Source organism: Actinomyces sp. 594 (assembly GCF_019325145.1).
Lineage (GTDB): Bacteria > Actinomycetota > Actinomycetes > Actinomycetales > Actinomycetaceae > Actinomyces.
In genome coordinates this window covers 28,795-54,345 of record NZ_PIZC01000037.1, presented here as the reverse complement: position 1 = coordinate 54,345, position 25,551 = coordinate 28,795, and the positions used below count along the sequence as shown (strand labels likewise).

General features: G+C 68.0%; 25 protein-coding genes. 10 read left to right on the top strand and 15 right to left on the bottom strand.

Annotation, left to right across the window (positions count from 1 at the left end):
- Positions 1-409: 409 nt before the first annotated feature.
- A complete protein-coding gene (locus tag GZ998_RS05590; RefSeq protein WP_219109308.1) occupies positions 410-952 on the top strand; it encodes a hypothetical protein in 543 nt (180 codons plus the stop codon).
- A 26-nt stretch (positions 953-978) separates the two neighbouring features.
- On the opposite strand, the gene GZ998_RS05585 is transcribed toward GZ998_RS05590, so the two are convergent.
- On the bottom strand, positions 979-1,842 hold the full coding sequence (locus GZ998_RS05585) for a hypothetical protein (protein WP_219109307.1): 864 nt from the start codon (positions 1,840-1,842) through the stop codon (positions 979-981).
- A gap of 382 nt (positions 1,843-2,224) precedes the next feature.
- Here GZ998_RS05585 and GZ998_RS05580 point away from each other — a divergent pair, with 382 nt between their 5' ends.
- From GZ998_RS05580 to GZ998_RS05570, 3 genes are read left to right on the top strand one after another with little or no spacing between them, the layout of a single operon-like run.
- Entirely contained in the window at positions 2,225-2,548 is a 324-nt protein-coding gene (locus tag GZ998_RS05580; protein WP_219109306.1) for a hypothetical protein, read from the top strand.
- Between the two features lie 18 nt (positions 2,549-2,566).
- Positions 2,567-2,962 carry a hypothetical protein gene (locus tag GZ998_RS05575; protein ID WP_219109305.1) on the top strand — a complete coding sequence of 132 codons (396 nt, stop codon included), beginning with the start codon at positions 2,567-2,569 and terminating at the stop codon, positions 2,960-2,962.
- Entirely contained in the window at positions 2,959-5,844 is a 2,886-nt protein-coding gene (locus GZ998_RS05570) for an MFS transporter (RefSeq protein ID WP_219109304.1), read from the top strand. Before GZ998_RS05575 ends, GZ998_RS05570 begins: the two co-directional genes overlap by 4 nt.
- A 24-nt stretch (positions 5,845-5,868) precedes the next feature.
- On the opposite strand, the gene GZ998_RS05565 is transcribed toward GZ998_RS05570, so the two are convergent.
- The 4 genes from GZ998_RS05565 to GZ998_RS05550 form a co-directional block, all read right to left on the bottom strand.
- The gene (locus GZ998_RS05565; RefSeq protein WP_219109303.1) at positions 5,869-7,185 is read right to left on the bottom strand and encodes a hypothetical protein; all 1,317 of its coding nucleotides are present in this window, start codon (positions 7,183-7,185) and stop codon (positions 5,869-5,871) included.
- Positions 7,186-7,271: 86 nt separating this feature from the next.
- On the bottom strand, positions 7,272-7,811 hold the full coding sequence (locus GZ998_RS05560; protein WP_219109302.1) for a hypothetical protein: 540 nt from the start codon (positions 7,809-7,811) through the stop codon (positions 7,272-7,274).
- Between the two features lie 66 nt (positions 7,812-7,877).
- The gene (locus GZ998_RS05555) at positions 7,878-8,363 is read right to left on the bottom strand and encodes a hypothetical protein (RefSeq protein ID WP_219109301.1); all 486 of its coding nucleotides are present in this window, start codon (positions 8,361-8,363) and stop codon (positions 7,878-7,880) included.
- Between the two features lie 148 nt (positions 8,364-8,511).
- Positions 8,512-9,087: a hypothetical protein gene (locus GZ998_RS05550; protein ID WP_219109300.1), complete on the bottom strand. Its 576-nt coding sequence runs from the start codon at positions 9,085-9,087 to the stop codon at positions 8,512-8,514.
- Between the two features lie 334 nt (positions 9,088-9,421).
- Here GZ998_RS05550 and GZ998_RS05545 point away from each other — a divergent pair, with 334 nt between their 5' ends.
- On the top strand, positions 9,422-9,832 hold the full coding sequence (locus GZ998_RS05545) for a hypothetical protein (RefSeq protein ID WP_219109299.1): 411 nt from the start codon (positions 9,422-9,424) through the stop codon (positions 9,830-9,832).
- Between the two features lie 43 nt (positions 9,833-9,875).
- On the opposite strand, the gene GZ998_RS05540 is transcribed toward GZ998_RS05545, so the two are convergent.
- Complete coding sequence (locus GZ998_RS05540) at positions 9,876-10,298, bottom strand: ASCH domain protein (RefSeq protein WP_308807170.1); 423 nt, start codon at positions 10,296-10,298, stop codon at positions 9,876-9,878.
- Between the two features lie 95 nt (positions 10,299-10,393).
- Here GZ998_RS05540 and GZ998_RS05535 point away from each other — a divergent pair, with 95 nt between their 5' ends.
- From GZ998_RS05535 to GZ998_RS05515, 5 genes are all read left to right on the top strand, one after another.
- Positions 10,394-11,137: a hypothetical protein gene (locus GZ998_RS05535; protein WP_219109298.1), complete on the top strand. Its 744-nt coding sequence runs from the start codon at positions 10,394-10,396 to the stop codon at positions 11,135-11,137.
- Positions 11,138-11,204: 67 nt separating this feature from the next.
- On the top strand, positions 11,205-11,957 hold the full coding sequence (locus GZ998_RS05530) for a hypothetical protein (RefSeq protein ID WP_219109297.1): 753 nt from the start codon (positions 11,205-11,207) through the stop codon (positions 11,955-11,957).
- Positions 11,958-11,997: 40 nt separating this feature from the next.
- A complete protein-coding gene (locus tag GZ998_RS05525; protein ID WP_219109296.1) occupies positions 11,998-12,891 on the top strand; it encodes a DNA-processing protein DprA in 894 nt (297 codons plus the stop codon).
- Entirely contained in the window at positions 12,888-13,643 is a 756-nt protein-coding gene (locus GZ998_RS05520; protein WP_219109295.1) for a phosphoribosyltransferase, read from the top strand. Before GZ998_RS05525 ends, GZ998_RS05520 begins: the two co-directional genes overlap by 4 nt.
- 46 nt (positions 13,644-13,689) lie before the next feature.
- On the top strand, positions 13,690-14,667 hold the full coding sequence (locus GZ998_RS05515; RefSeq protein ID WP_219109294.1) for a hypothetical protein: 978 nt from the start codon (positions 13,690-13,692) through the stop codon (positions 14,665-14,667).
- Here GZ998_RS05515 and GZ998_RS05510 read toward each other — a convergent pair.
- The 9 genes from GZ998_RS05510 to GZ998_RS05470 form a co-directional block, all read right to left on the bottom strand.
- The gene (locus tag GZ998_RS05510; protein ID WP_219109293.1) at positions 14,664-15,275 is read right to left on the bottom strand and encodes a hypothetical protein; all 612 of its coding nucleotides are present in this window, start codon (positions 15,273-15,275) and stop codon (positions 14,664-14,666) included. The genes GZ998_RS05515 and GZ998_RS05510 overlap by 4 nt on opposite strands.
- The gene (locus GZ998_RS05505) at positions 15,275-17,809 is read right to left on the bottom strand and encodes an NlpC/P60 family protein (RefSeq protein ID WP_219109292.1); all 2,535 of its coding nucleotides are present in this window, start codon (positions 17,807-17,809) and stop codon (positions 15,275-15,277) included. The genes GZ998_RS05510 and GZ998_RS05505 overlap by 1 nt, the downstream gene beginning before the upstream one ends.
- A gap of 36 nt (positions 17,810-17,845) precedes the next feature.
- The gene (locus GZ998_RS05500; RefSeq protein ID WP_219109291.1) at positions 17,846-20,341 is read right to left on the bottom strand and encodes an ATP-binding protein; all 2,496 of its coding nucleotides are present in this window, start codon (positions 20,339-20,341) and stop codon (positions 17,846-17,848) included.
- Entirely contained in the window at positions 20,341-21,351 is a 1,011-nt protein-coding gene (locus GZ998_RS05495) for a hypothetical protein (RefSeq protein WP_219109290.1), read from the bottom strand. The genes GZ998_RS05500 and GZ998_RS05495 overlap by 1 nt, the downstream gene beginning before the upstream one ends.
- Positions 21,352-21,623: 272 nt before the next feature.
- Complete coding sequence (locus GZ998_RS05490) at positions 21,624-22,157, bottom strand: hypothetical protein (RefSeq protein WP_219109289.1); 534 nt, start codon at positions 22,155-22,157, stop codon at positions 21,624-21,626.
- An 89-nt stretch (positions 22,158-22,246) separates the two neighbouring features.
- Positions 22,247-22,960 (bottom strand): metal-dependent hydrolase, encoded by a 714-nt coding sequence (locus tag GZ998_RS05485; RefSeq protein WP_219109288.1) that lies wholly within the window; start codon positions 22,958-22,960, stop codon positions 22,247-22,249.
- Complete coding sequence (locus tag GZ998_RS05480; RefSeq protein ID WP_219109287.1) at positions 22,960-23,448, bottom strand: hypothetical protein; 489 nt, start codon at positions 23,446-23,448, stop codon at positions 22,960-22,962. The genes GZ998_RS05485 and GZ998_RS05480 overlap by 1 nt, the downstream gene beginning before the upstream one ends.
- A gap of 53 nt (positions 23,449-23,501) precedes the next feature.
- Complete coding sequence (locus tag GZ998_RS05475) at positions 23,502-24,629, bottom strand: hypothetical protein (protein ID WP_219109286.1); 1,128 nt, start codon at positions 24,627-24,629, stop codon at positions 23,502-23,504.
- A gap of 49 nt (positions 24,630-24,678) precedes the next feature.
- The gene (locus GZ998_RS05470; protein ID WP_219109285.1) at positions 24,679-25,503 is read right to left on the bottom strand and encodes a hypothetical protein; all 825 of its coding nucleotides are present in this window, start codon (positions 25,501-25,503) and stop codon (positions 24,679-24,681) included.
- Between the last annotated feature and the right edge of the window lie 48 nt (positions 25,504-25,551).

Sequence of the window (25,551 nt, the reverse complement as noted above, 5' to 3'; positions counted from 1 at the left end):
AGCTTCACGATTCGCATGACGTGTTCCTTCCTGTAGCGGCGGCCCCTTGGTGGGCCGCCACTACAGGTGGTGGTCGGACCGCCCAGGCCCGCAGCCAAGGTCGCTCCGCTATGCCACCACCGCTAGCCAACGACAGAACGAGCGGCTGGTAAGAACGGCGCCGATTCGACCGCGGCTTACCATCGCCGCCACAAACCGGCGCAGTTCCGCTGCTGCCGTCTGGTAACCGGGGCATGCGGCGCGGTCCCCAACCACGAACACGGCCCCGGTGCACCTCAGTGGTCACCTCGCTCCGCGCACGCTCATCCCTGTACCCCGGCTCGGACACTTCGCCTTACACGTATAGGTCCTTGCGCCGAGTGTTACAAAGGTGGGTGAAAATGGCCCAGTCGAGCTGAGGAGGCTTTTCTTGACCCCCTTTGCAACACCCGACCCGCCCGACGTCGAGGGCCTGCGCAGCCCCACACTGGCAGATGCCCGGCGCATCGCCTCATGGGCGCCCGAAGCGAGCCGCATGGAACTCAACCACGGACACCCCGGCAGGTTTCGCCGAGCGTGGCTACACGTCTGCGTGGCGGCCCGTACCGTCACGGCCCCAGTCCACGTGATCGTCTGGCTGTTCATAGGGCGCCTGCCGGGGCACCGCGCGTACGTATCCCCCGATGGCGACGCGACGATCACTCTGTTCGTCCGCCGTAATCGCTGGCTACTCGCCAACCACTACTGCGCCAACCCCGGGCACGGCCAGGGCCGCCGTCTACGCGCGCTCCTCAAGCCCGCCCTCATCGACGTCACCCGCCGCCAGCATGTCACCATCACGGCAACGACCCGCGTACCAGCACTGCGCGACGCCTATATGCACGACCTCGGCCCCAACGCAACCTGCCAGCGCCGCAGCCAATACTGGATCATCGAGCTCTCACCGACCGGAAACCCTCTTCCGCAGGCTTGACCAAGCGACTGGCATCAGCCAAATAGTCATTCACCCTCGTAGGAATGGTCTGCTGCGCCGTCGGTGTCCTCCGCTTGGTCAGCTGGGACGATACGGGACTGCCCCTTAGGGATGGGCACCCTGGGTGTCATCACCATCCCCTTCTCAGCCAGAATCTCATTGAGCGCCTGGTCCCGCAGACCCACGTAGTGACCACAAAGCCGCCCCCAGACATCCGGTCGCCATCCCCGCGGCGGAGAATCCGGGTCGACGCCAACCCGCTTATCATCCACTAGCACCAACGCGATGGCGGCATTCTTGACGCGTTCCATGTGGATCAAGACCTCACTGGTCATCCACACAGGATCAGGCGGCAGGAAGTCAGACGGCTCGTGGGTCGGGTGGAGCGTCATGGAGTGGACGTGGTACTCCTGCCGCTCCGGCATAACCAACTGGTCATCGACGCCCTGCCGCTGCTTCAGACGCTGCAGCACCTTCCCGAATCCGAAGACCTGGTGGCGCCTCTCCTCCTCCATGTCCTGCCACTTCGTCATCCGGTCCAGATCGACCGTCCACTCTTGTAGTAGCACCTCGATTTCCATCATGACTCTCGCCGTGTCGTTCACGGTCTGCTGATCGTCCGCCAGCAGCCCCTCGATCGCCCGGATGGACTCGGCGGCAGCGCGTTCGAGTAGCGAGCGGAACGCCGGGCTGACTGTCACCTCGGCCAAGCCGGTAAACAGGACGATGATGGTGTCAATGCCGGCGAGGAAGTCTGGCGTCGCCGTGCACAGTTGAAACAGGCGCTCCGTACGTGCCTGCTGCGTGCGTAGCAGAACGGTGGCTGTTAAGGAGGAATCCCCAACGGCACGCAGTATCGCCTCGTAGGGGGCATCACTTTCATCACTCACCCAGTCAAGCTACAGGCATCGCCTAGCCCGAAGTAGGCAACTGCGGAAACGGTCAGGCCGCGAAAAGCATCCCTTCGTGACTTTACGCCCGACCTCTGAAACAAAACCTCACTAGTCGCGTGCCCGGTTGCGTTTTCCCCGCACAGAACAGGGATGTGAACAGCCACCATCCAAACAACCTGACGGCAGAGCACGGCGAGGATCTCGTCGACCGTGTCACCGCTACCATCAACCGCGCCCTGGCGGCCCTGCGCACCGACCCTGAGTCCGCCCGCCGAGACCCCCAAGTCATCCGCGTCGTCCGGACCCTCCGAGCCCCAGAGACCGCGGTCCGCATGTGTACCCGCAACAGCAAACAAGCGAGCGGAAGGCACCACTGACCATGATCGACAACGTCAACTTCGTGACCCTCTGGAACGACTTCATCGCCACCATCGAGGGCATCGCCGGCGCCGACGGGCTCTTCAAGATCCTCGCCTACGCGGGACTGATGATCCTCGTCGTCGCCATCGGCTCCTGGGCGATCCAGAAGCGCCGCGGCGGCCGAATCTTCGAAGGCCGCGACGGCACAGTCATGGCCGGCGCCCTCATCGCCGGGCTCATCTGCATCGCCCCGAAGGTCATCATCCCCATCGCCCTGTTCATCCTGCAGGTCCTGGTCAACATCTTCATCGCGGCCCTCAACCAGGCCGGCATCGGCTCCTAACAGGCAGGAGCCGGGACCTTGCGGATGTACGACCTCACCGATTTGACGGGCATGCGCGCCGAGCGCGCCCGCTCAACCTTCCTCGCCAGCTTCCAGATACCCGCGGCATGGGTAGCCCCCATCACCGTGGGCGTCATCACCGGCGCCGTCCTCGGGATCGCCGCCTGGCCCCTCACGGGCCCGGCGGCGATCCTGCCAGCCGTCCTGCTCACCCCACTGGTGGCGATCTGGCTGACCGTCGACGACGTCGAGGCCCCATGGCGCAGGGCCGTGCGCCGGGCCCGCAACCACGACGGCCAGTTCACAGCCAACGGCGACGTCCTCGACCTACAGCCCCGAAAGTTCATCCACGTCGTCCCCTCATGCACACCCGTCACCAACCGCGGCGAGAACAAGAAGAGGCACCTGCGATGAAACACGCCATCACCACCTACGTGCCGCGCCTAGCCGCCTGGACCCAGCGCACCATCCTGGCCTGCCTGGCCGGAATGCTGCTCCTCGTCGCCCTCGCAGCCCCCGCCCAAGGCGCACCGACCTACCCTGACGGCACCCCCATGGACAACACGACGGTGGCCGAAGTGTGCGGGGCAAACTCCAACCGGGCGTCCTCTCAGCTCCTGCCGGTCAACCGGTGGGCTGACGCCACCACGACCTTCCACGACCGGCTCGACGCCAAGGCCTGGAATGACGTGTCGGAGAGGATTCAGCGCCATGGCATGGCCTCCCTGTGGATGCAGCTCGGCAACGCCATGTGGTCACTGTCGGCCAACCTCCTGCACGCATCCACTGCGTTCTGCCCGATCAAGACCCTGGGTCAGCCGATGGACCAGATCGTGGCCCTCATCGGCGGCGCCATCACGACGTCTGGCCTGCTCATCGCCATCCTTGTGTGGCTCATCGTCGTTACGCTCTGGCAGGTGCGCCGCGGACACGGCTGGTCGTACGTCGGCCGCGAAGCCCTCAAGACCGCGGCGATCCTCGGGCTCATGTTCTCCATGGTCGCTGGCGCCCAGGCGTCGACCTCCGCGGCTCCGGGCTCAGGAAGCCCCTGGTGGTGGGTAGCCAAGGCAAACAGTGCGGTCAACGCCCTGTCCGGTACCCTGACGACCTCCGTCGTGGAGGGGTCGGGGGTGATCGATCTCGGCTACCAGAAGCTCTCCGACAGCGGAGAGTTGGACCCCGCCGAGTGGTCGATGCGTTGCGCGGCGCTTGACGGCGCCGACAAGACGGCTTTCACGGACTGGCTGCACAACAAGTACGAGGACATCTGGGGAAGCACGGAGGGGGCGGCCCTGCCCGCCACGGTGTCGCGCCTGTGGGAGGCCACGGCCCTGCCCGTATGGGCGGGAACCCAGTTCGGGGCCGACAACCCCTACAGCGACCAGGTGTTCTGCTTCGCCCTGGAGTCCAAGTCCTCCACCCGTAATGAGGCGTTCTTCCGCCAGTACTTGACGGAGACCCTGGACCTGTCTGACGACGAGGTTGCGACGCTTCTAGCCGACTCCCACGCCTGGGACAATGACTCGAAGGTGGCGCGTGACCGCGCCTGGGCGGGATGGGCCGAGTGCGTCCCAGTGGACGCCACCACCGCCAACTCCCGCAGCCGCTGGGACGAGATAGAGCGCCCAGCGGACGGCAGCGACGACCCGGAGGGGGATTCTTCTGCGTGTGCGAAGTGGTGGACCGGCAGCGGCAAAATTGACCGCAGCAACTTGAACTGGGAGGACGACCCAGACGGCATCGCCAAGGCCACAGCCGGGTACGCCCCCGAGCAGAACTACCTCGACTCCCTGCACGGCAAAGGCGGCTCCGACATGGGAGTTGCCCAGCTGACCTTCACCGTCGGCTCCGCCATCAACACCGTCGTATTCGTGATGATCGCCGCCATGCAGGCCCTGTCCAAGATCGTCCTGGTCTTCATGATCGCCGGCATCTTCGCCGCTCTCGTACGTGCCCTTGCCCCAGGAGACGACAGCGAACTGTTCAAGAAATCCGCCAAGCAGCTCCTCGGAGCGGCCTTCGTATCCTCCTGCGCGGGACTCCTAATCTCGATCATCCTCATGATCGCCGGCGTGATCACCAAGACCGCCGTCGGAATGTTCGGAGCCGGATCCACTGGCGCCATCATCGCCGCCTGCCTCGGCCCCGCCATCGGGGCCTTCTTCATCCACTGGCTGTTCACCTCCGTCCTATCGTTGCCGTCGCCGTTCACCGTCAAAGGCATGGCAGCCTGGGGCCGCGGGATCACAAGCGGCGTCATCGGCGGCGCCGTCGGAGCAGGACTCGTCACCACCGCCTGGTCCATGGCATCCCGCGGCTCACGCAAGGCCCGCAGGGTCTGGGACCGCAAGCACCCCAAGACCGGTGGCAAGGTCGAGCGCGGTAAGAACGCCTCCGATGAGGGCGAGTCCGCGACCCAGCAGGTCCAGGCCGAGGCCGAGAAGAAGGCGGCGCGGCGCGGTGAGGGCCAGGGGAAGAAGACCCCCGCGGGAGTCAAGGCCGCCCACGGCTCCCCGCACGCCAAGCCCCTGACCCGCAGGGAGCAGGCACGCCAGGCCGGCCAGAGACTCAAAGACACCTTCAACGGGCAGCGCCTGTCCCGGCCAGCCGGACAGCGTGTGCGGGACCCCGAGACGCGGGGCCGGCACAAGGTCTCGGGGCCGGACACGTCGACCTGGAAGGGACGCCGCCAGGCCGCAGGCCAGGCCCTGCGCACGGGTTTGAAGTGGGCGGGATACATGCGGGAACACCCGCACACCGCCCCGGTGGTCAGGGCCTCCCAGGCCATCGACAAGGCCAAGGGCGCCGGCAGGTTCGGTGCAGGTGTCGTGGCCCCCGGGCTGGGTGTGTTGGCGGTCGGGGCCGTCGCCGGGGCACCCATGGCGGCCACCGCGGCAGCCGCGGTAGCGGGTCACAAGTTCGCCCGAGCCGTCCGGGACTACCGGGCGAACGGTGCGGAGGCCGACCGGAAGATCGCCGCATACAACGCGGCCTACCACGCCAAGCACGCAGTCACCGCCGAAGACCAGGCCCCCGCGGCCGCGACGGCCTCCACGGTCTCGGCGCAGCCGGGACCCCAGGAGGCGGCGCCTCAGCCTGCTACGGCACCTACCAGGCCCCTGCCTAAGGCACAGGAGGAACCCGTGGAAGCACCGCCGCAGGCTCCAGTGCGACGCGGCGTCTTCGACGACCCCGAGGTCGTGCGAGCCGACCACGAATATGCGGTCAGCCAGCTCGACAAGCTGCGGGCCTCAGTCAGGGACCGCCAGAATGACGGCGGCAACGACCATGAATGAGTTCCGCAAGGCCCCTGGGTGGGGTCAGAGGCTGGGACGCTCAGTGTCCCACAGTGCCTCTTCGGCCATGCTCAAGACCTCGCCTACGGCTTCCGGCCAAGATTCGGTGTGCTCGCGCAGGGTCAGCCCCGGCGGCGGACCGACGGGACCGGCCGCGGCGGCGGTTTCCAGCGCGTCCTCCACGTCGTCCGCGGTAAGGTCCTCCACCCACGGGCGCGTGGAACGCGGGTCCAGGCCATACCGTCCCGTAAGCGTGCTGGACGTGTGCCCGTCGGGGGCCTCTTTCTCGGCTTCGGCGACGGCTGGCGCCCAGGCCCGTTCCAGGTGGGCCATGACCTCGATCAGATACTCCCAACGGCCCACCTGGGCTCGTTCACGCGCCTCCGGGTCCGGGCCGGTCTGTGGGGCGGGCTCGGACGCCGGTGGGCGGACCGGTGCCGGCCGGAAACCCCACTCGGTCTGAGAAGCCATCTCGGTCAGGACGTCCCGTACGCGCCCAGGCCAGCGCTCATCCGGAGTACGAACGTACAGGGGCTCCAGGACCGGCGGTCCATAGCGTAGATGTCCCTGGACGTCGGCCTGCGCGAGGACGGCCTCGGTCTGCCGTCTCAGCTTCTGCACAGTCACTGGTCCCAGCCACGGGAGCGTTCCCCGCGGGTCGAACCCGTACCGGTCGTCCAGCAATGCCCTGAGGTTGGCGCCCTCGCGCGCATCAAGCTCCTCCGGGACACGATCCGCCTTAGACCGGACCGCATCCCCGATCATCCCCACAATGATGGGGCCTCCGAAGACCATGAACGCCAGCCACAACAGGCGGTGAATGAACTTCATCCCAGGGGAGAACCAGCTCAGCACGAACAGAACAATGCCGAGCACCAACACGTAGGGTGCCAGCCAGGCAAGCAGACGCGCGAAGCCCCACACCAGCTCTGGGCGGCGGCTCACCCGGGCCTCGTCTTCGTGTTCCCGGATCGTCATTCGCCAGGCCCAGTCCCACCGGTCCTGCTCCAGTTGCATGCGCTGGGCCACCTGCTCGCGCCGGTCAGCCCAAGCCAGTAGTGCGCGGCCCTCGCGCGTCATCTCCCACAGCTCATGGCGCTTCCGTCGGGCACTCTCCCTCTCGGCCAGGCGCTGGCGCTCCCGCTCCGCCTCCTGCTCCTCCAACTGCTGGCGCTGCGACTCAAGCCGGCGCTGGCGCTCCTCCTCATCCAGGCGGGCCTGTTTGCGCTCGCGGTGGTGCGACCACCCGGCACTCACGAGGTTGACCGCGCCCTCACCGATCGCCTCTCCTATGGCGTGGCCTCGCTCGTAGTTGCGGTCGATACGCGCTTGCTCCGCCACCTCACAGGCCGCACAACCAGCCGTGTAAACATGGTGCTTACCGCACGACGCCCTGGCCATGATCCATCACATCTACGCGCAACGGGTCAGTCGGTCTTCGTGGCCACGATTGGCTCATAGTCGTTGCTCGGGAAGAACGTCATCGTCTTGTTCTCGCGGTCCCACACGAGCCGCACGCTGATGTCCGTGTCACCGTCGTCACAGATCCACTGGAAGGACGTGATCATGTCCTCCGTATCAACGTCCTTCGGGATCGACTGCGCGGTCCCGGTCAGTCCCCTGATCAGGGCGCTGTAGTCGTCCGGCGCCTTGTCCTCGTCGACGATGAGACTTCCGCCCGACAGCCGCCAGGTGCCCGAACTCGTCGACGTGTAGGTCTCTGCGATGATCTGGGAGGACCAGGTGCCGTCCTGGGTGATCGCGATCGTTATCGGTGGCGGGTTGTACTGGTCGGTGGGCACCGTGACGGTCCAGGTGCCGGCGGCGAACTTCGAGAACGCGAGTGTTGATCCCGAGCAGCCGGTCAACGGCGCCACCACGGCCCCGGCCACCGCGATTGATAAGTACTTGAAAGCATCACGACGACCAAGAACAGAGAACAGCGAAGAAACACGCTTGCGCTTCATCAATATGACCCTTCCAGGAACAATAGGAAAAAGGGGAATATCCGACTTACGCGACCAAGCAATAGCCTAATAGCCGCGAATAACCCATTCGCCGTTGACATCGAAAGCACCGAAGCCGCAACTGTTCTCGACTACAGTGACGACTGCACGACTGTTCTCATCGTAGACTAGGCCGTAGTCGTTATATGCCGCACGTTCGTACCTGACGGTAATGTCGCCCTCGATAGCCTCAACATCCGACGTGGTGGCCGGGCATGAGCCGTCGCTCAGCTGAGCCCCGTAATGGTCGCAGGACGCATTTTCAGCGTCGCAGTAGATAATCTCAGATGGATCATCCACCCCCCACGGCTGAGTTGTCCCGTCGGCGATCATGACGGCTTTGACGTCTTGGTCTTGGCCGTTGGCGTTGGCCAAGAGCATCGTGTACACCAATCGTTCCGGGGAGGACTGGTCGATGGTGACGTCCTGGGAGCAGCCGGCGAGGGCTCCGGACAGGACGATGGCGCCCACGGCGGCGGTGGCGAGTAGCCGGCGGTGGCTGTGATGGCTCATGGGGACCTCCCAGGGTTACGAAACCGCTGCAAGTATGGCCCCGGCCAGTGTCGACACGCAAGATAACCCTGCCAGTGCTGCGCTGGCTGGATGGCCTGGAACGCCCGCAGTAGTGGGTGCCGACAGAGTTTGACGATGCCTTGAGTGCTCAGAGCGTGCCGGGCTGGTCGAGCTCGGCGTCCAGGGAATCCAACCAGGCGTCAAGGCTGCGGGGACCACTCTGTTTCCATCCCCGAGCCTTCGGCATATAACCCCACAGCGGACGACAGAAGACGCAAAGATCCCCCGTCTTCCCGTCCGTCCCAGGGGTCCAGTCGCACAGCCGCTTGCCGTCCTTCGAGAACAGCACGATCCCCGTCCCGGTTCTGGCCGCGTGCTCGTGGGCGTCCGCAATTTCGCCCAGGCGCTCGTACAGACGATCCACCGCCCGCACGTCGGCGGCGTGCAGTGCGCAGAGCATCGACCCCTTGATATCGCCCGTGTCGATCGGAGTCACGGCGCCGGCCTGGTCGTCCACTATGACCGGCTTCCCGTCGGGCCCCTGCCGGAGGTGCAGAAGCTCCCCGTCGGCGCGACGGATCGTCAGCGGCGGGTTGCCGTCGTCACGGCCTTCGTAACGGTCACCGTGAAGATCGTAGTGGGACTCATTGAGGAGTCCCCTCAGAGTCCAGGCGGCGAGAGCCATCAGGCCCGCTGTGCTGGTGTCATTGTTGCTCAAGCTCATGATCGCGGTCCCCTCAATGCCCGGGTGCGCCTGACACTTCTGATAGTGGTCGGAACGGCAGCCAGTGACCCGCGAGCGTCTCAGACAGACCACGAGCCACGTCCGGTATCCCCTCGACCGCCATGGGGCCGCTCACGGCCCCTCCTGGGCGCTGACTGTGCCGAGACCTGCACCTGCATGAAAAAAGAGCAGGAATTCATGCCAACAAATATGCCAGCACGAGTAGTGCGCGGCATGACGCCGTTAGCGGCTGGGCTCGTGCCCTGTACAGGCAGCCCGCTTGTGGTGGACACTTGGGTGGTCACAGCCCTTCCCCTGCCTGTTGGAGGCCAAGATGACGCGGACCCGCCGCCCCTCCCCCGCTCTCACTGCACTCGCTCTGACGTGTCTGTTGGCCGCCTCCGCCTGTTCAAGCGGTAGTGGCATCAACCAGTCCACTCCGGAGTCCCTGGCTGTCGACGTCGTCGAGGCCGCACGCCAGGGCCAGGACGTCACTGCCTACGCGCTCGTAGACCACAACAGTCCCGAGGTCTGCACCCCCGACACATGCGGGGACTTGACGGCCTTGCGCCGGGCCCAGGACGTGTGCGCCGACCTGGAAGGCGAGCTCTCGGCCCACGTTGAGACCGCCAACCGCGACGACTCATCGTCCGTCATGGTCTACGTAACCACTCCGGACGACGAGTCAGGCTTCTGCGGGTTCCACGTGTCCAAGCAGGACGGCAAGTGGTGGCTCAGCGACTGAAGCCGATGAGCATCCCGTAACGCTGTCGGTCAGCGTTAGGAGGTCAGACCGCCGCTAGGACCTTAGCGAAGCGGTCGCGGGGAAGGTACTGGAAGCTCTGCGGAGGGCGGGACACCCCTATATCGCTTAGCGGTAGGACGTTACGCAGGCGGGTCGCCTCGCCTACTTTGATGCCGGTCGCTTGGCTCCTGCCGGCGTAGTAGGCGAAAAAGTCGTCCTCGCTAATGACTCCCTGGTCACGAAAGTCTCTCCACAGGGAGGCGGGGCTTGAGGTCTCCTGTCCGTTGACGGTGAAGTAACCGACAACCGCCTGGTCTGGTGCCGTGGAATAGATGACTACGTGGGTGATGTCTGCGGCGAGGCGGCGTTTGCGGAACTCGATGGTCTTTCGTCCCTCGAGGATTGCCCGGGCGTACGCAGGGTGGATTGACATCAGGGCTACTCGCCCAACTGCTGCTTCAGCCACTCTAGGCCCTCCTTCCGCACGGCCATGATCGACCGGGCTATCGAACCGACGGGTTGATCGTGGTCGGAGTGCCGGTGCCGACCACGACTGTGGGTATGAGTCGAAGTACGGGCTTCAGGCCCCGCCGTCGTAAGGCCAGTCCCCGCTGGCCCCTGTACATGCTGCTGGACACGCTCCGCCGTCAGGGGTGGGGTCCCCTGGACGGTCGCCCTTGGAAGGGGCTACGGGCCGTCCTCGTGGGCCTGGCAGCGCGTCTCCCGTACGGGTCCGCTCAGGGCGCGGCCACGATCGAGCAGGTAGCGGCCGCCGCGGGATACGGGCTGCGGTGGACCCGCCAGTGCCTGACCGACCTGGAAGACCTGGGGCTGATCGAGTGGGTGCGCGGGGGCGTCCGCTACGGCCGGCCCGTCCCGTCGTGGTTCCGGATCAGCAAGACCATGCTGGCCGAGCTCGTGGAGGCAGCCCGCGAGAAGCGGACCGCCGACATGATCGCCTGGGCCCAGGCCACGAGGCGGCGCCTGGAGCGGATCCGGACGATCCGGATGATCCGAGCCAAGCGCAAACCCCGAACTCACAGCACACCAGCCACGCCCGCGGACGGCGGCATCGCGAAAAACAGGGTGGCGAAATCACGCGGATCCGTCCATGCGGCAGTAACTGCCAGCCCCTCCCCCAGGAGGGGAGACCAAGCGGGTCTCCGCCTCCCTGTGGACAACACACCACCCGCACGAACCTCCGCCCCACCACCGTCTGACCGCCCGTCGAACAACGTGCCTCTGCCGGACGGGCTCGCGGGGCCGGCACTCGCCAGGGCCGTCCTGGCCTCCCTCGGCCGCTAACCCCTCGTCCGTCCACTACTAGCCATGGACGCCGACATGCGGCGTCTGGACACGAAGGAGCAAGCCCGTGAACTTCCGCGCAACACGTGACCATGACACTGACCAAAAGTGGCCGTCCTTTGAGGAGATCCTCAACGGCGGCAACGACCCCGCCACCACTCAGGACGCCTCGGAGCCAGACACCAACGACCGGCCTCTGACGGAACTCGAAGTCTTTGTCGGCCGATGCGAGTGGCTCAGCATCGTGCTTGTCGTCGCCGGGCTCATCAGCTACTACGCCTACCACGGGGCTTTCACCGCCCGGGAAGTCTCGATCCTCCTGGGTCCGTGGGCCGCGTGCGCCCTGCTGATGACCCACCGTTCTGAGTGCGGAGCGGGCGTCGGGGCCCTTGCTGCCGTCGTGATGACTGCCGTGACGGGATGCCTGCTCGGCCCCTTCTACCGCGAGATCACCACGGTTTCGCCGTTGATCATCCTCTTCGCGGTGCGTACGCCCCTTCCAGGGCTGAGGGTGCCGCGGAGGGCGCGGTTCGTCCTATTGCGGGGGCTCCTGCTGGTAGGTCTGTTGGACGTCGCGCTGGTTTGGGCTGGTGCTGTTGGGCCCTGGGGGCTGCGAGGCGAGTCGGTGGCCTTCAGCGTGGCTGCGATTATCATCGCGGTCTCCTGCCGGTCAGAATGGCCAGATACCGACTTGGTGGATGACGTCGACCAGTCCTCCGTCAATACGTGGGACGAGGCCTCCAGGTTTGTCCTAAGCAGGGTCTGGATCTGCGTGGAGGCTGCCGCGCTCTTGGGGCTCTTGGGGCTTATGTGGAACTGACTGCGGCACTTCACGCGCCCCGGTAGGTAGTATGATGGGCATGGAGTCGGTGGAGACCCTTGCGACCATCCTGGCGATCACGCGCGCCCGGAAACCCGGCCTGTCACAGCCTGACCGGGTTCAGACCCTGTTGGACAGCGCCGACCCCGAACGGGTTCTTGAGCAGCTCACCAGCCCGGCCCTGCTTGATGACCCGCTCCTGGAACAGGCCCGCCAGGACGTTGACCGGTGGACCGGGCAGGGCATGAAAATGGTCAGCGTCCTGTCTGACCAGTACCCCAGGCGCCTACGGGACGTCAGGGAGGCCCCGGCCCTCCTGTGGTTCCAGGGCGACCTCCAGGCAGATGATCAGGGCGTGTGCGTGGTGGGGTCCCGCCAGGCCGATGCGGCGGCGCTCGATGTCGCCTCCTACGTGTCTGCGGCTCTCGTCGATCAGGGACTGACCGTCGTTGCCGGCCTGGCCGCGGGGATTGATGCCGCGGCTCACCGTGCGGCCCTACAGGCCGGGGGCAGGACAGTCGCCGTCATGGGCACCGGCTTGGACCGCACCTACCCGCGCGACCACGCTGGGCTGCGCGACAGCATCGTAGAGGCCTCCGGGCTGGTCGTGACACAGTTTGAGCCCGGAGCGACCATCAGCCGCTCGAATTTCCCGATGCGCAACGCCGTGATGAGTGGATATGGCATCACGACCTTCGTTGTCGCGGCCTCTGAGCACTCGGGTACCCGCAGCCAGGCCAGGTATGCGGTCAGACACGGGCGTGGCGTCATACTCGCCCGAAGGGTCGCTGAAGGCACCCAGTGGGGGCAGATGCTTGTCCGGGGCGGGCAGGCGCAAGTCGCTGACAGTACGGCGGACGTGCTGGAGCATGTGCGGGCTCTGCAGGCCGAGCGCGACCAGGCCGAGCGGCTCCTGCGGGATCTCGTCGCATGACCCAGCCACCGGCCCCACCGCGGCTGCCCGGCTACTACCTGGCGGCTGTTGTGCCCGCGAGCCTGCGCGGTGGACTGTGCCTGTGGTGCCGCACCCCCATCGAGGGCCCCTACCGGCTCTGCTACAAGTGCAACCGGGCGCGCACACTCCCCCAGGCCCGCCCCGACAATATCGGCTTCGCCAGCTACGCCATCAAGGGCCAGCAGGCCGCGGTCGAGATGTACCGCTACAAGGATACCCACCAGCCCTCAGCACAGGCACTCGGGAACGTCTGGCTCCTGCTGAACCACGCCGTGCGGCACCTGGGATGCGTCGGCAGGCTCGTCGGGGCAGGGATTGATGCCGTCGCGGTTGTGCCCAGCCGCACCCACCATGTGCCCGGTAGGCAGACTCCGCTGCAATACCTCTGCTCCCAGACCTTCCCACCGGGCCTACCAGCACTGGCGCTGCAGCCCGCCCCCGGTTCGTCGTCAGACCGGCACGTACGAGCCGACGCCTTCACCGCCACCGGCACCAGCGGCTTTTCGCACGTGCTCGTCGTCGATGACACCTGGGTCAGCGGAGGCACCGTGCTCTCAGCCGTAGCGACCCTCAAAGCCGCCGGCGTGCGGCACATTTCGGTGCTTGCACTCGCCCGATGGCTCGACCCAACTTATGGGCCCACCAGCACTCTCATCCGGAACGTCAACCAGGCCTGGATCACCCCGCAAGCGGCATGCCCATTCACCCTCGACGGCACCTGCCCGAAATAGCCCAGCTCGACTGACTTTTCTATCTGGTCCCCGCACAGAAGGGGGCATGAGCAAATTCTATGAGTCCCAGCACCCGCGCAATGCTGACGGCAAGTGGGCGACCAAGCCCGCCGCTGCCCCTGCCGCGAACCTAGGCGACAGCGAGCCGCCGCCAGCGCCGACGAACACAGTAGACGCCGAGGCCATGTGGAGGATCGTCCAGACCTACGCCCACAGGGCGGGGCGGCGCATGGGGGTGCGGGACCCCGACCACATTGACGCCGTCATCTCCGACGTCACGGCCGACGTCATCGGCCGGTACGGCAACGAGCAGATCCCGGTCGTCCCCTTGTACTCGGTGGTGTCCCGTCGCATGGCCCGCAGCCTCGGACACACCAACCTCGGCCCCACCGACCGGGCGGCCATGCGGGCCCTCAATGAGGCCGCTGCAGCCAGGGCCGAGGAGCTTGGGCGGGAGCTCACTGAGCGGGAAGTCCGGGGCCTGGCGGATGAGGTGCGGTCGGGCTGGCATGATCCGCGGCACCGTCCTTCCCGGAACTTCTTCGAGCGGGCCCAGATGGCACGCATGGGCAGCCTCATTGATGATGAGGGCAACATGATTGAGGGCGTGAGCCCGTGGGCGGGTGGCGGTGTCGCCGCCGCGCCGGATACGCCGGCGGCCCGCGCCGAGGAGGCCCTGAACGCTGGTCGGCGCGGAGTGGCGCGCTCTGAGGCGTGGGACACCCTGGCCACTGTGTCAGGGGCGCCCATGGTGGCGCGGGGCAGTCGCAGCACCACTACCGCGACCGCGTGCCGGCGGATCATGCGCGACTACCCTGGGGGTGTGGCCGGCGCCGTGGACGCCTGGCAGCGGGCCGAGCAGGACGAGGGCACTGTCGCCTTGTTCGCGCCGTTCGGTGACGGCCTGGATGAGGAGGGCGCAGACGCAGTGTGCTCCATGCTCCAGGCTCATCCTGAGGTTGCGGACGACCTGTGGGAGGCGGCCCTGTCGGCTTCAACACGCCGCTATACCCGTGATGGCTAGTCGGGGTCGGCCTGGCTGCCTGTCGCGACGTCAATGACCCGCCACGCCCCGTCGCCGTCGGCGGTGAGGGTAACGGCCCAGGCCGTGACTCCGGGGTCTCCCGGGCGTGCCTGCCGTAGTGCGTCCGGGACGGCCTTCTGGTCGGGTTGGGCCTCCCACGAGACCGTGTAGACCATGAGGACGATTCCCCGGCTGTCGTTGTGCACGGTCAGCCAGTCGCCGTCCACTAGTTGGGCGTGCATGGTGGTGCCCATGCGGGCCATGAGCTGCTCGTTCGTGGCTGCCCGCGCCTCTAGCTCGGTCGGCACCGATACTGCGGCCTGACCATCCAGGTCGTCCGTGAGGTCGGTGCTGTTGTCGCCGCAGGCCAGGGCCAGCACGACCTGCCCGGCGGCCTCGACGGCGGCAGTGTCAGCCGGGGTCGGGGTCGCCGAGGCCTCGCTGCCGCTGGCGGCCGGTTGTGGGGCCTGTTCTTGCGGTACCGTAACGCGCACCCCCGACGTGGCGGTCGGCGTCGGGGCCGGCTCAGCATCGCCCGCGCAGCCACCCAGCCCCGCCGCCACCAGCGCCACTACCGCCGCACCCGCTGTAGCCCTGAGTGTCATCATTATTGGATCCTCACCATGTAGTAGGAGCCGTACAGGGGGACCTCGATGATCCCCTGCCGGTAGTTCTGGGCGCCGACGATCCCGCCCTGCCCGTTGTACAGGGCCACGTGGTAGGCGGGCGTGCCCCAGCAAACGAGGTCACCCGCCTGCGCCTGGTCCTCGTCGATGACCTGTCCGGACTGGCACTGCGACGCCGCCGAGTGCTCCAGGGTGATGCCGACCGTGGCGTATGCGGCCTGTACGAGTCCCGAGCAGTCGTAGCCGTCGGGTCCCGTGCCTCCCCAGACGTAGGGGCCTCCGATCTTCGTGCGCGCCCATTCCAGGGCCTTGGTGGTCCCGCCGCCGGCCGGGGCCGTGACCTCACCGGTGGCCAGGTCGACTCCGTGGGAGGCGAACGTATCCACGGGGTTCGGGCAGGCCGACACGTAGGCGGCGTCGAACGGGCACCACATGGTGTCCTCCCCGAGCAGGCTGATCTGGGCTGCCTCCACGTGCAGGTGGGCGCCAGCTGACACACCGGTGTTGCCGACCTGGGCGACCTGTTGCCCCCGGGTCACAGTGTCTCCAACGCCGACGGTGAAGGAGCCGTTGATGACGTGCAGGTAGCGCAGCCGCCACCCGTCGGTGGAGTCGATGATGATCGCGCACAGCCCGTTGGTGCCGGTCTCGCAGTCCGCGTAGCGGACGGTCCCGTCGGTCGCGGATAGGACTGCCGTGCCTAGGGGCGCCCCGATGTCGGTGCCCCAGTGGGGACGCGCATACCCCAGGACGGGGTGCATACGGGCCGGATCCCAACTGGAAGTGATCGTGTACGCTTGGGGCAGCGGGTAACCCCAGCCGGTCGTGGAGGACACGTCTGTGCCGGTGCAGGAGACCCCTGCTGTCGAAGACAGCAACTGGGAGGCCGCCTGTTCCCAATGAGCGTATCGGTCGGGGTAGGCGGAGGCCTGGACGGCCTGCGCCTGCTCCCCCAGGCTCCCGGTCCCGCCACCGGCCTGCCAGGCGTCCAGGGCGTCGAAGAAGAAGCCCGCCGACTTGCCGGCGTCCATGAGAGCCGTGACGTCGCCGCCGCCCCAGCCCGCCGACGGCCTCTGCTGGAAGAGCCCCACGCTGTCATGGTCGGAGCCCACGGCGTCGTGGGACACCGACAGTGACTCGGGGACGTTGCTGTTGGCGTACATCTGCAGATGCGACTCGGTTAGGGCCGTCATCAGTGCCACCTGCACGTTCTGGTCGGACTCGCCGCGGTCCCGTCCGGCCTGGATGATCGCCGCGACGTACCCGGCCTGTTTGTCGCCGATGGTCACGTTCTGCCCGCTAGTCGAGGTGACTTCACCGACTGTGGCGCCCCCGCTGCTGGCCGTGCATGACACGGCTGTCGTGGGGGTGCCGAGCCACCAGGACAGGGCCCGACTATACAGGGCGTCTGCCTGGTCGCGGGTGAGCCCCTCCGCCTCCGCTTCGGAGTCTTCGGTGCAGCCGGCGCCCCACCCGGTTTCACAGGCCCAGACGCGGACCTCACCCTCCGCCGCGGGGTCGTCCCCATCCGCTGGGGCGTCAAGGCCCGTCCACCCTGCCTCGGGTGTCCACGACCTGCCCGCGGCCTCAATCACGGCCACACGGGTGTCTTGGTAGCGGGACGCCAGAGTCGTCGCCAGCGGCAGGGGCTCATCCGTGGTTACGGTGATGACCTGGGAGGCCGCGCCGGCACCGTCCGGGGCGTTGCCGGCGGTGTAGTCGTCCACGGAGACCGCTGTTACCGCGCCCGAGTCCAGCCCGTAGGTGTCGGTGGCGACCTGGGTGATCCGCTCCACCGTGGTGCCTTCCAGGTCCTCGGGTGGCGCCGGGGCGTCGGAGGCGCCCTGGAGCGTGCCCGTACGGGGCGCTGGCAGGCCCTCCACGGCCATGAGGGCCGCTACCCATGCCTCCCGCACCTGCCTGGCGTTGGCGGCCCCAGAATCGTCACTGGCGACGCCTGACGGGCATGTGTCGCCCGCGACCACCAGCTGGTCGCCCTGGCACATGACCGTCCCTGTCGAGAGGTCCCACCCGGAGGCGGCTGTCACACCGGCCTGAGCCTCACGCACGGCCTCCGCGACCGTCCGCGCGTTGTCCAGCACGTCGGCGTCGGTGCCGGCCCGCCACGGGCCCGATTTGGGGGCCACCAGGGCGTAGAGGATGACCGTGGGAATGCCGGCTTCCTCGGCGATCTCCGACACTGGCCCCGCCTGGTCTCCCAGCCCGGACTCCTCTGCGGCACCCACGAACCCTGATGTGTTCGACCCGTTGACGCTGACGTCGTTGACGTGAGCGGCTCCCTGACTGGCGGGCTCACCCAGGCCGCTGATCATGGCGCTGAATGCGCACACGAGGGCAATACCTCCGGCTGCTGCCGCTGCTGCGGTGCGCTTCCAGCCACGGCCCTGAAGAGCCGCTCGGGCACCACCGAGTACTGCGCCCCAGGCCCCGCCTTTCGTGGCGCCCTTGGCGGCACCAGCCGCAACATCCTGCTTCACGCCCTCGCCGTCTGCCATACCGGGTCACATGCGGACTCTGCGCCCGGGGCGGGGTCAGGAGTATCCGCGGTGGCGGGCCCGCCGCCGACGCAGGACCGCGGCGTTGGTCGTTGCCCGCCGGTGGAAGGCCGCCGGCAGCACTAGCTCGGCTGGCACCACTCGGTCATCGAAGTCGATGACGTAGGCGATGGAGCCCCGCAGGGACCGGCCTGTGCCTGGGTCTTCCAGGTGCCACATGGATTCCCAGTTCGGCACCGCGTCGGCGCCCTGCCCCTGGGTCTTCCGCTGGGTGAGCTTCCGGACCCGCTCCCCCGTCGCCAGGGCCGGGTCGAAGAGTTCCAGTGCCGTCCGGGCCTCATCGGCGTCGGCGAATGCCAGGACGGCACCGCGCACGAAATACCCGGACAGGCCCGCCCTAGTGGCTTCGCTGACCTTCTGGTTGAACAGCCCAATGTCAATGGAAAACTCGCGGGCTAGGCGGCCCGCCCGGTCCAGTTCGTCGGCACCAGCCAGAAGGAAGGTCCATGCCTCATCGAGGAGGATCGTGCCGCCACGCTCCCGCAGGGCGAACATGCACGAGTTCACGAGCGCACGGATAAGCGTTAGTGCCACGCGCTGTGACACATTGGTCTCACCACGGTCGACTGTGCCCTGCTCGGGCAGATCCAGGCTCATATTCCCTGCCTGGATGTGGGTCCAGCCCGGCTGACCAGCCAGTGTCGGGCCCTCCGGGCTCATACCCACGAACGCCCGGGCCTGGGGCATTGACCGGGCGAGCTTCAGGACCGGCCCCACCACATCATCGTCAACGACGCCCGCATCCTTCGCCGCCCGGAGGGCCTGCCCGGTCGACTTGGCACCACGGGCAGCCGCCCAGTGCAGGGCATCAATAAGGTCGACCTCGACGCGCCCACGAGCCTCGACGGTGCCCCAGGGGTTGATCGACAAGGTGTTGGCGGCCGCCTGATGCACGGCCGCCTCGGGGTCATCGTTGTAGCGCAGCGGGTCAAGAATCCCGTCAGCACTGATCAGGTCTGACAGGGACACGGACTGGGCTCCTGGAGTGGCGTCGACGACGGCGCTCGCATCCGCCATGGGCTTGGGCGCTACAGACACAACGTCCAGGCCCGCGCGGGAAAGCTGCTGGGCGTGCCGCAGCAGCAGCATCGTCTTGCCCGACCCGGAGGCCCCGGCAACCAGCCACATGGTCGCCGAGTCCTCATCCGAGGCCCGGGTCGGGGTGAACCCCACCGGCTGGTGGTCACCCACAGTGAACCCCCAGATGACGGGTGAGGCCGACCCGTCACCGACCACGGCCACATCGTGCAGGCCACTGGCGGCCACCATCTGCAGCGGCCAATCCTTCAGGTACGGGTTCTCACGCACAAACGAGCCCAGGCTCATTTCGTCGCGAATGAAGTCCTGACGCCCGATACGCGGCACCAGTGTTACGCCCAGGCCCTTGCCCAGGGCCGTGGAGTCCACCCACTGGCCGTCCATGGCAACACTGATGCGCGCCCCCGTCAGTGTCGGGGGGACCATTTGTGCCTCAGCCCCATAGATCCGCTCAGCCGACGCCAGAGCCGCGGCCGCTTCGTCGGCCTCACTCTTGTCCATGCGGCCCAGCTGCTGGGCCTTGGCGATGTCGTCCTCGTACTGGCGGCGGTGACGCCGCATCTCGTTGCGGGTCACGTCTGCGGGCTCCAGGGAGCCCCTTATTGAGACAGCGACCGCGCCACCGTGTAGCAGGCGGGACGCCCATGCCGCCACGTCGTCGGTGGAGTCGAGCTCCCACCCGGACTGGACCTCATCAAGGCTCGCCAACGTGAGGACTCGGTGGCCCTCAAGGTCCCGCCCCCAGTCGATACAGTCGGTGCCTCGCTCAAGTGCCCGCTCGGCTGCCTGGGCGGACGAAAACGAGGTGAACACGTGCATGTGGTCGCCGTGAGGCAGATCAATGGTCTCGGGCCACCGTCCATCATTCCACCAACCCACGGTGGCCTGGACGGCCTCCTGGGTGGGGACCTTGAGACCGTGCCTGCGCATGATCTGCCCCACACGCTCGTAGTCGCCCTGGTAGTCGGCCATGGTGGCGCCGCCCTCGATGAGGGTCCCGGCCACGTCCCTGATAGTCGACCGCAGGTTCCGCCGCATGGACGTGGCCTGCAGCGGAACGCCCAGGAGCACGGTCTGCTGGGCGACTCTCACGCCCGCGAACTCCTCCCCGAGCTCGGCGGCCGACGGGCTAGCCGGGTCGGGCCGGTAATCTCGACTGGTGCGGACGCCCAGCAGGTGCAGCTCCCGGTAACCCCGGCGCAGAAGCGTCCGACGCCGGATGCGCCCGCCCTGCATATTCGCCAAGTCGCGTCCGACTCCAAGCAGGGCGGAGGCGTAGGTATCCCGCCACTCCGGGACACGCGCATGCGTGACCGGGGCCGGCGGCAGCTCCCGGTACAGCCAGACCTCCTGGCCCGTGCTCACCAACAGTCCCGGGTCATCGGCGGACGGGACGGCCTGGACAAAAGTCGGTGATGCTTGGACTTCCGGCATTAGTTCTCCTCAGGCGTCGCAGTCGCTGTTGTCGGGGCCGGCACGGAGGCCGCTGCTCTGGTGGTGCCGGTTACGGCGTTCTGCCATGGTGCGAGGTCGGTGCCCGTGCCGGGTGGTCCCCAGGCCACCACGCGGGCCGTGCCCGTGCCCGCGCCGGTGACCAGCAGGTCGTAGCCGATACTGACCGGACGCTCGGCACCGTCTCGGGTGATGTCGAGGGTGACCGCGACCATCAGCGTCGAGGCGTCCGGGGTGGCATCCTCGGCGACGGCCCGTGCCGCAGCGTGGTCGATTGATACGGATACGCCAGTGATGCCGGACAGCGGGATGTACGTGTGCCCCAGGTCCGGGTCAGCCATGACCGTGGCCAGGGCATCTGCGTCACCCGAGGCGAACGCCGTAGCCCACGCGTTGACGGCGCGGTCGGTCGTCTGGTCGACCGTCACAGAAGTGGCACCGGCCCACATATCAGAGGACCAGCCCGCCTCCGCCGTGGGCAGGACATCCAGTGAGGGCGTGCCCACGGCCTCTGCGGCATCGGTCGCCGCAGAGTAGTTGACACGCGTCCCCACCTCGTACACGGCTGAATCGGTCGCGACGAGCACATAGGCCGTCCAGGTCTCCCAGGACGCCGCTGTCGCGTACCGCGGTGTCGGCACGGGCTCGGCCCGGTCCCAGCCGAGCACCTGCGCCCCCGCAGGCAGCGGAGACGGGTCCTGCCCGATCCAAGCCTCCACCTCGGTCAGGGCCGCGGCACGCACCTGTGTCGGCACCTCCACTCCCCTGCCGCCGTCATCGTCTGTGGGCTGGGGGCTGGTGAGTGTCTGGGACACCACCAGGATCAGCGTCAGGGCCAGCACAGGGCACAGGAACACGCAGGCGGTGACGAACCAGCGCATGCGCCGGGCCGCCCGGTAGCGGGGCCCCGTATCGATCCCGTTGTCGGTCGGAACCTGCGCAGGCTCCGACCACCAATCCTGCTGTCGGTTCTTCTTCCACGGCAAACGCATACGCCTTCTCCTCGCTCAGGCTTCCAGGAGACCCAACACAGACTGGCCCTCACCGAGCACCTGGACATGGGGCCCGCGGGGCTCCATGAGGTCGCTCATCCACGCCACAACCCGGGGGTCACCAGACCCCAGGGCAGCCTGTTCACACTCCCGGCACCAATCCTGGCCGGGCTCGGCGTCATTCCGGCACGCGGCCCAGCACTTCGGGCACAGGGCTGGTGTGTGCACAGGCACGTGATGATCGGGCCGGAGCCTCCACAACTGGCAACGCATCAAGCCACCAGCCCCGCGACAGCCTCCAGCAGCGCCTGGAGGCCGGTGGCGGCCTCGGCGAGACGGCGAGCCGCCTCCACGACGTTGGCGTCGGGCGCTCCCTCAAGGGCGCCGAGGGCGGCGGCAAGCTGCCAGGCCCTGCGTAGACGTGCCTGGCCCTCACGTCCGACAGCCAGGGCCAGCGCTGCCATGGGAGCGTCGTCGGCCGCGGCTACGTCCAGGAGGTCCTGGAGGGCCTGCCCGGCCTTGGGACGGGCGGCGGACGCCAGGGCCACCGTCAGGGCCCGGACCTCTATGTCCTGGACACCGAGCACGGCTGCCAGGGCCTGCCGCTCCGTGTCGTCGGCGGCCCCGATCAGGTCGTAGGTATCGAGGACGGTTTCGGCCTGGCGGCGCTGGACGGTGCGGCGCCGCCCGCCCCTGCGCACATGCGTCTCGGCCTTGCCGGCGTATTCGGCACCAGTGGTGTCGGGCGCTGCGGCCTCCGTGGTCTCCTGGGTGTCCTCACTGTCGTAGTTGTAGAAGTCGCTCATGGTTTCCTCTCCCCGGCCTGACGAGGGCGGGGTCGTTCGTTGGGTTTGTTTTCGTCAGGTGCACATGCGGACCGTCGCACGCGCACGATTCAGATGACGGCCGTGAGAACCAGGCCGGCCCCGCACCAGGTCACGTAGGCGCTGAGTCCCAGGCCGAGAAGCTGCTCGCGTGCCGACCCCGTATCCCCCAGCACGGGCAGCCGCAGCCGCGGTGCCCTGACCAGCGGCCACAGCAGGTTCTCGACGCCCTGCGTGGTCAGGGCGTCACCTAGTCGGTGGATCCACATGCCCAGGCCGACACTGGTGGGCATGAGCCACCAGGGCGTGGCGGGGGCTGCCGCTCCGACAAGGAAACCCCCGAACGCGGCGGCCCACAGTGCCAGGCCGGCCCTGGGGCTGACGCCCATGGTGCGAGCCCCGACGGCGGCGCACAGGCCGAGGATTAGCCCGTTGCCGGGGCGGATGACGAGGCCACTGCTGGTGGCGGTCCACGCACACACCACGGTCACCACGGCGATGGCTGCGGCGATGCCGACCAGGCAGTGGGTGATGGCCCTGTGCCCGCCGGGAGTGAGGCGCCTCGACACCCAGCCCGTGACCGGCGGCAGGGCCGTGGAGGCCGTGCTGGACGGCGTGTCCAAGTCCGGCAGGAGTGCCGCACAGGCAGTCACCAGCGCCCCGAGCGCGACGAACGCGGGTGACAGGCCCCCCAGGCCCGCTCCCAGCCGGATGGACCCGACGGTTGCTGCCCCGTAGACGGCCAGGCCCGCGGCCAGGCCGGACAGGGCGTGCGTGCGCCCCATCACTGTGCGGCTCCTACGGTCAGGGTCACCGGCCCCCGGGCGGTCGCAGTGATCTGGAAGACCCCGCTGCCAGTGACGATCACGGCCGTGGTCGTGGCGGACCGGCTGGTCGAGTTGATGGTCTCTATGGCGCCACCGGTGGTGGTGACGTAGATGGAGGCCTGCCCGTCGTCGGCCTCGGCAGTGAGAACCAGCGTGCAGGTCTCGGCGCACTCGTAGGTAGTGGTGGCTAGGGACGTGGTGGTGTCGGCCCCGTCGCCGACGACCCACGGGCTCGCGGACGCGCTGGCGTCCGGGCTTACGACGGCCCTGCTAGAGGCGGTGGCCTGGGTCTGCGGGGACGACTGTCCGCCGCGGGCCAGGTGGGTGCCCCCGACAGCCAGGACGATGACGGCCACAAGGGCCAGGGCCGCAACGGGCGCCAGGCGGATCGCCTGAGCCCTCCTTGTCCGCACAAGCGGGTTCGTCGGCGTTGGGTTGGTGGTCATTGCTTCTCCTAGCGGGTTTCGCTTGATGTTCTGGTTGTGGTCGGACCCTGGGTTCAGGGGCTGAGCCAGGTATGGGTGAGGAAGCGCCGCACCGACCTGGCGTCGTCTCCCAGGTCTCCGCGGGCCGCCCGGGCCGCCTCCACAGCCAAGGGCGCGAATCGGCGGGCATGCACGGCCGCGGTCTCCCGCATGGCCGTGGCTGTGGCTTCATCGACGCGCTGGTCCTGGGGCACCGGGTCGGTCACGAGATCCCAATAGCTGTCGGTCAGATCGGCCACCAGGGACGGACGTGCCGCCGGGATGAGGGCCGTGACTGCGCGCCGAACCCTGCGGCGCACGCGCCCGTTCGGGCGGGGCCGCAGCGTCACAGCCGCCTGCGCGTGCAGGGCCAGCAGGCGGTCCGGCATCTCGGCCATGCGCTCACGGTCAGCCCTGGTGGTGTCGTCCCACAGGGCCAGCGCCGCCTCAGGCACGCTCCCGTAGGAGTCCTGCCAGGGTCGGTCATCAAGGACTGACGTGGCGGCCTCCAGGGACCGGCGCGCCAACCTGGGTTCGCCGGCCAGGGCCTGCCGAAGATGCTCGGCCTCCACCGGGTCCTCCGGCGCCACCAGGGCCGGCAGCTGGTAGATCTCGGCGACCTGTGTGGCCGCTGCGAGGATGCGCCGGACTCCGGATCGGCGCGCGATCGCCGCCGTCACTTGCTGGGCATCCGCATCTGACACCCCGCCAGCGGTGACTCGGGCTTCGGGACCCGACTCCGGGTCAGCGGCGAAGCGCAAACCCTCTGTTGGCGTGTCCGGGTCGTCGAGGCTCACGATCACCCGCCGGTCCGGCATCACGCGCCGGACGACGGCGGCCCGTGACTGCCACCCGTATTCGGTGAGCCACCCGCACAGGGAGGCGCCGGCTGCGATACGTTCCCGGTCGGGCCCCTGCCTCAGACGCTCAACCAACAACAACTCGAATCCGCCGATAAGGTCCTCGATCTCGACGTCGGTGCGGGAGCGCATGTCCCCCGACGCCATGTACCTGCCTGCGAGCCTGCGCGGGACCCCGGATGCCGCGAGCAGCGGCATCAGGTACTCAACGAACTCCCTTTCCGTCAGGGTCGGGTCAGCAGCGAGATCCTGCGCATCGGAGTCGATGCGCAAGCGCAGGGTTTCCAGGGTGTGCGCTTCCATGGGGGGCGCTAGCGGCGTTTCCACGTTGTTGTGGTGGTCGGAGTCCGGGCTAGGCCGCCCCCTCAAGGCCATCGGTGCTGGTCAGGACGTCCGCCAGCCACGCCAGGGCGTCCTGACCGTCGTCGGCCAGGCGTGCCAGGTGGTCGCGTCCCTGCCGCAGCAGGTCTCCCCGGGTCGGGTCGGCGGCCAGCTGTGCCCATAGGGCCGGCGCCTGCGAGTGCCCGTCGACGACCTGCAGGCACTGGGCCGCAGTCGCCGCCGCCTGAACGACGTCCGGGTCATCCGTACCGAGCGCGGCCGTAAGCTCGACGGCTCCCAGGGCGTCGGAGGCGGCACGCAGCGCTGGCACCAGTTCCTGGGCAGCCCCTATCGCCCAGTCCGCGTCCGCACCTGTCGGAGCCTCAAGCCCGTCCAGTACGGGGTCGGCTGCGCCGGCGATCCAGTCACGCACCCGCGCGGGCGTGGCCCCAGCGTCCGCGAGGACGTCTATCCAGAGGCCGGACTGGCGGTCGTACCACCCGGCTGCAAGGGCCTCCAGCAGGAGTCGGCATACCCACGTGTCCAGGCCCTCCTGGCTGGTCGTGCCGTCGTCGGCGACCAGCTCGTACCGGGTGAGTAGCCGTTCGGACAGCCACAAGAACGGGTGCCCCGCGACCTGGTCGTTGGCCGGAGCCAGGCGGGCGCTCCTGGGCGTCAACAGCGGGACTGCGAGGTTTGCCCACAGTGGCGCGGTCACGCCGCTGGGGCCGAGTCCCATGGCTTCTCGCAGACGCTCGTGGCGTTCACCGGCGTCAAGGATGCTTGCGGTGCCCCATAGGGCGGGGATGAACAGGCCGGTGCCGGCCTGGGGGTCAAGAGCAATGGTGTGGCGCATGGTGGCCTGGCCTCTCGGTGCCGCCCCTCCCTGCGAGGGGCTCTTGCC

Coding starts and splice junctions, on each gene's coding strand:
- GZ998_RS05570 (WP_219109304.1), top strand. CDS start 2,959: ATGAAACACGCCATCACCACCTACGTGCCGCGCCTAGCCGCCTGGACC.
- GZ998_RS05555 (WP_219109301.1), bottom strand. CDS start 8,363: ATGAGCCATCACAGCCACCGCCGGCTACTCGCCACCGCCGCCGTGGGC.
- GZ998_RS05495 (WP_219109290.1), bottom strand. CDS start 21,351: ATGCGTTTGCCGTGGAAGAAGAACCGACAGCAGGATTGGTGGTCGGAG.
- GZ998_RS05490 (WP_219109289.1), bottom strand. CDS start 22,157: ATGAGCGACTTCTACAACTACGACAGTGAGGACACCCAGGAGACCACG.
- GZ998_RS05560 (WP_219109302.1), bottom strand. CDS start 7,811: ATGAAGCGCAAGCGTGTTTCTTCGCTGTTCTCTGTTCTTGGTCGTCGT.
- GZ998_RS05480 (WP_219109287.1), bottom strand. CDS start 23,448: ATGACCACCAACCCAACGCCGACGAACCCGCTTGTGCGGACAAGGAGG.
- GZ998_RS05500 (WP_219109291.1), bottom strand. CDS start 20,341: ATGCCGGAAGTCCAAGCATCACCGACTTTTGTCCAGGCCGTCCCGTCC.
- GZ998_RS05470 (WP_219109285.1), bottom strand. CDS start 25,503: ATGCGCCACACCATTGCTCTTGACCCCCAGGCCGGCACCGGCCTGTTC.
- GZ998_RS05520 (WP_219109295.1), top strand. CDS start 12,888: ATGACCCAGCCACCGGCCCCACCGCGGCTGCCCGGCTACTACCTGGCG.
- GZ998_RS05545 (WP_219109299.1), top strand. CDS start 9,422: ATGACGCGGACCCGCCGCCCCTCCCCCGCTCTCACTGCACTCGCTCTG.
- GZ998_RS05525 (WP_219109296.1), top strand. CDS start 11,998: ATGGAGTCGGTGGAGACCCTTGCGACCATCCTGGCGATCACGCGCGCC.
- GZ998_RS05505 (WP_219109292.1), bottom strand. CDS start 17,809: ATGGCAGACGGCGAGGGCGTGAAGCAGGATGTTGCGGCTGGTGCCGCC.
- GZ998_RS05550 (WP_219109300.1), bottom strand. CDS start 9,087: ATGAGCTTGAGCAACAATGACACCAGCACAGCGGGCCTGATGGCTCTC.
- GZ998_RS05510 (WP_219109293.1), bottom strand. CDS start 15,275: ATGATGACACTCAGGGCTACAGCGGGTGCGGCGGTAGTGGCGCTGGTG.
- GZ998_RS05475 (WP_219109286.1), bottom strand. CDS start 24,629: ATGGAAGCGCACACCCTGGAAACCCTGCGCTTGCGCATCGACTCCGAT.
- GZ998_RS05580 (WP_219109306.1), top strand. CDS start 2,225: ATGATCGACAACGTCAACTTCGTGACCCTCTGGAACGACTTCATCGCC.
- GZ998_RS05485 (WP_219109288.1), bottom strand. CDS start 22,960: ATGGGGCGCACGCACGCCCTGTCCGGCCTGGCCGCGGGCCTGGCCGTC.
- GZ998_RS05515 (WP_219109294.1), top strand. CDS start 13,690: ATGAGCAAATTCTATGAGTCCCAGCACCCGCGCAATGCTGACGGCAAG.
- GZ998_RS05535 (WP_219109298.1), top strand. CDS start 10,394: ATGAGTCGAAGTACGGGCTTCAGGCCCCGCCGTCGTAAGGCCAGTCCC.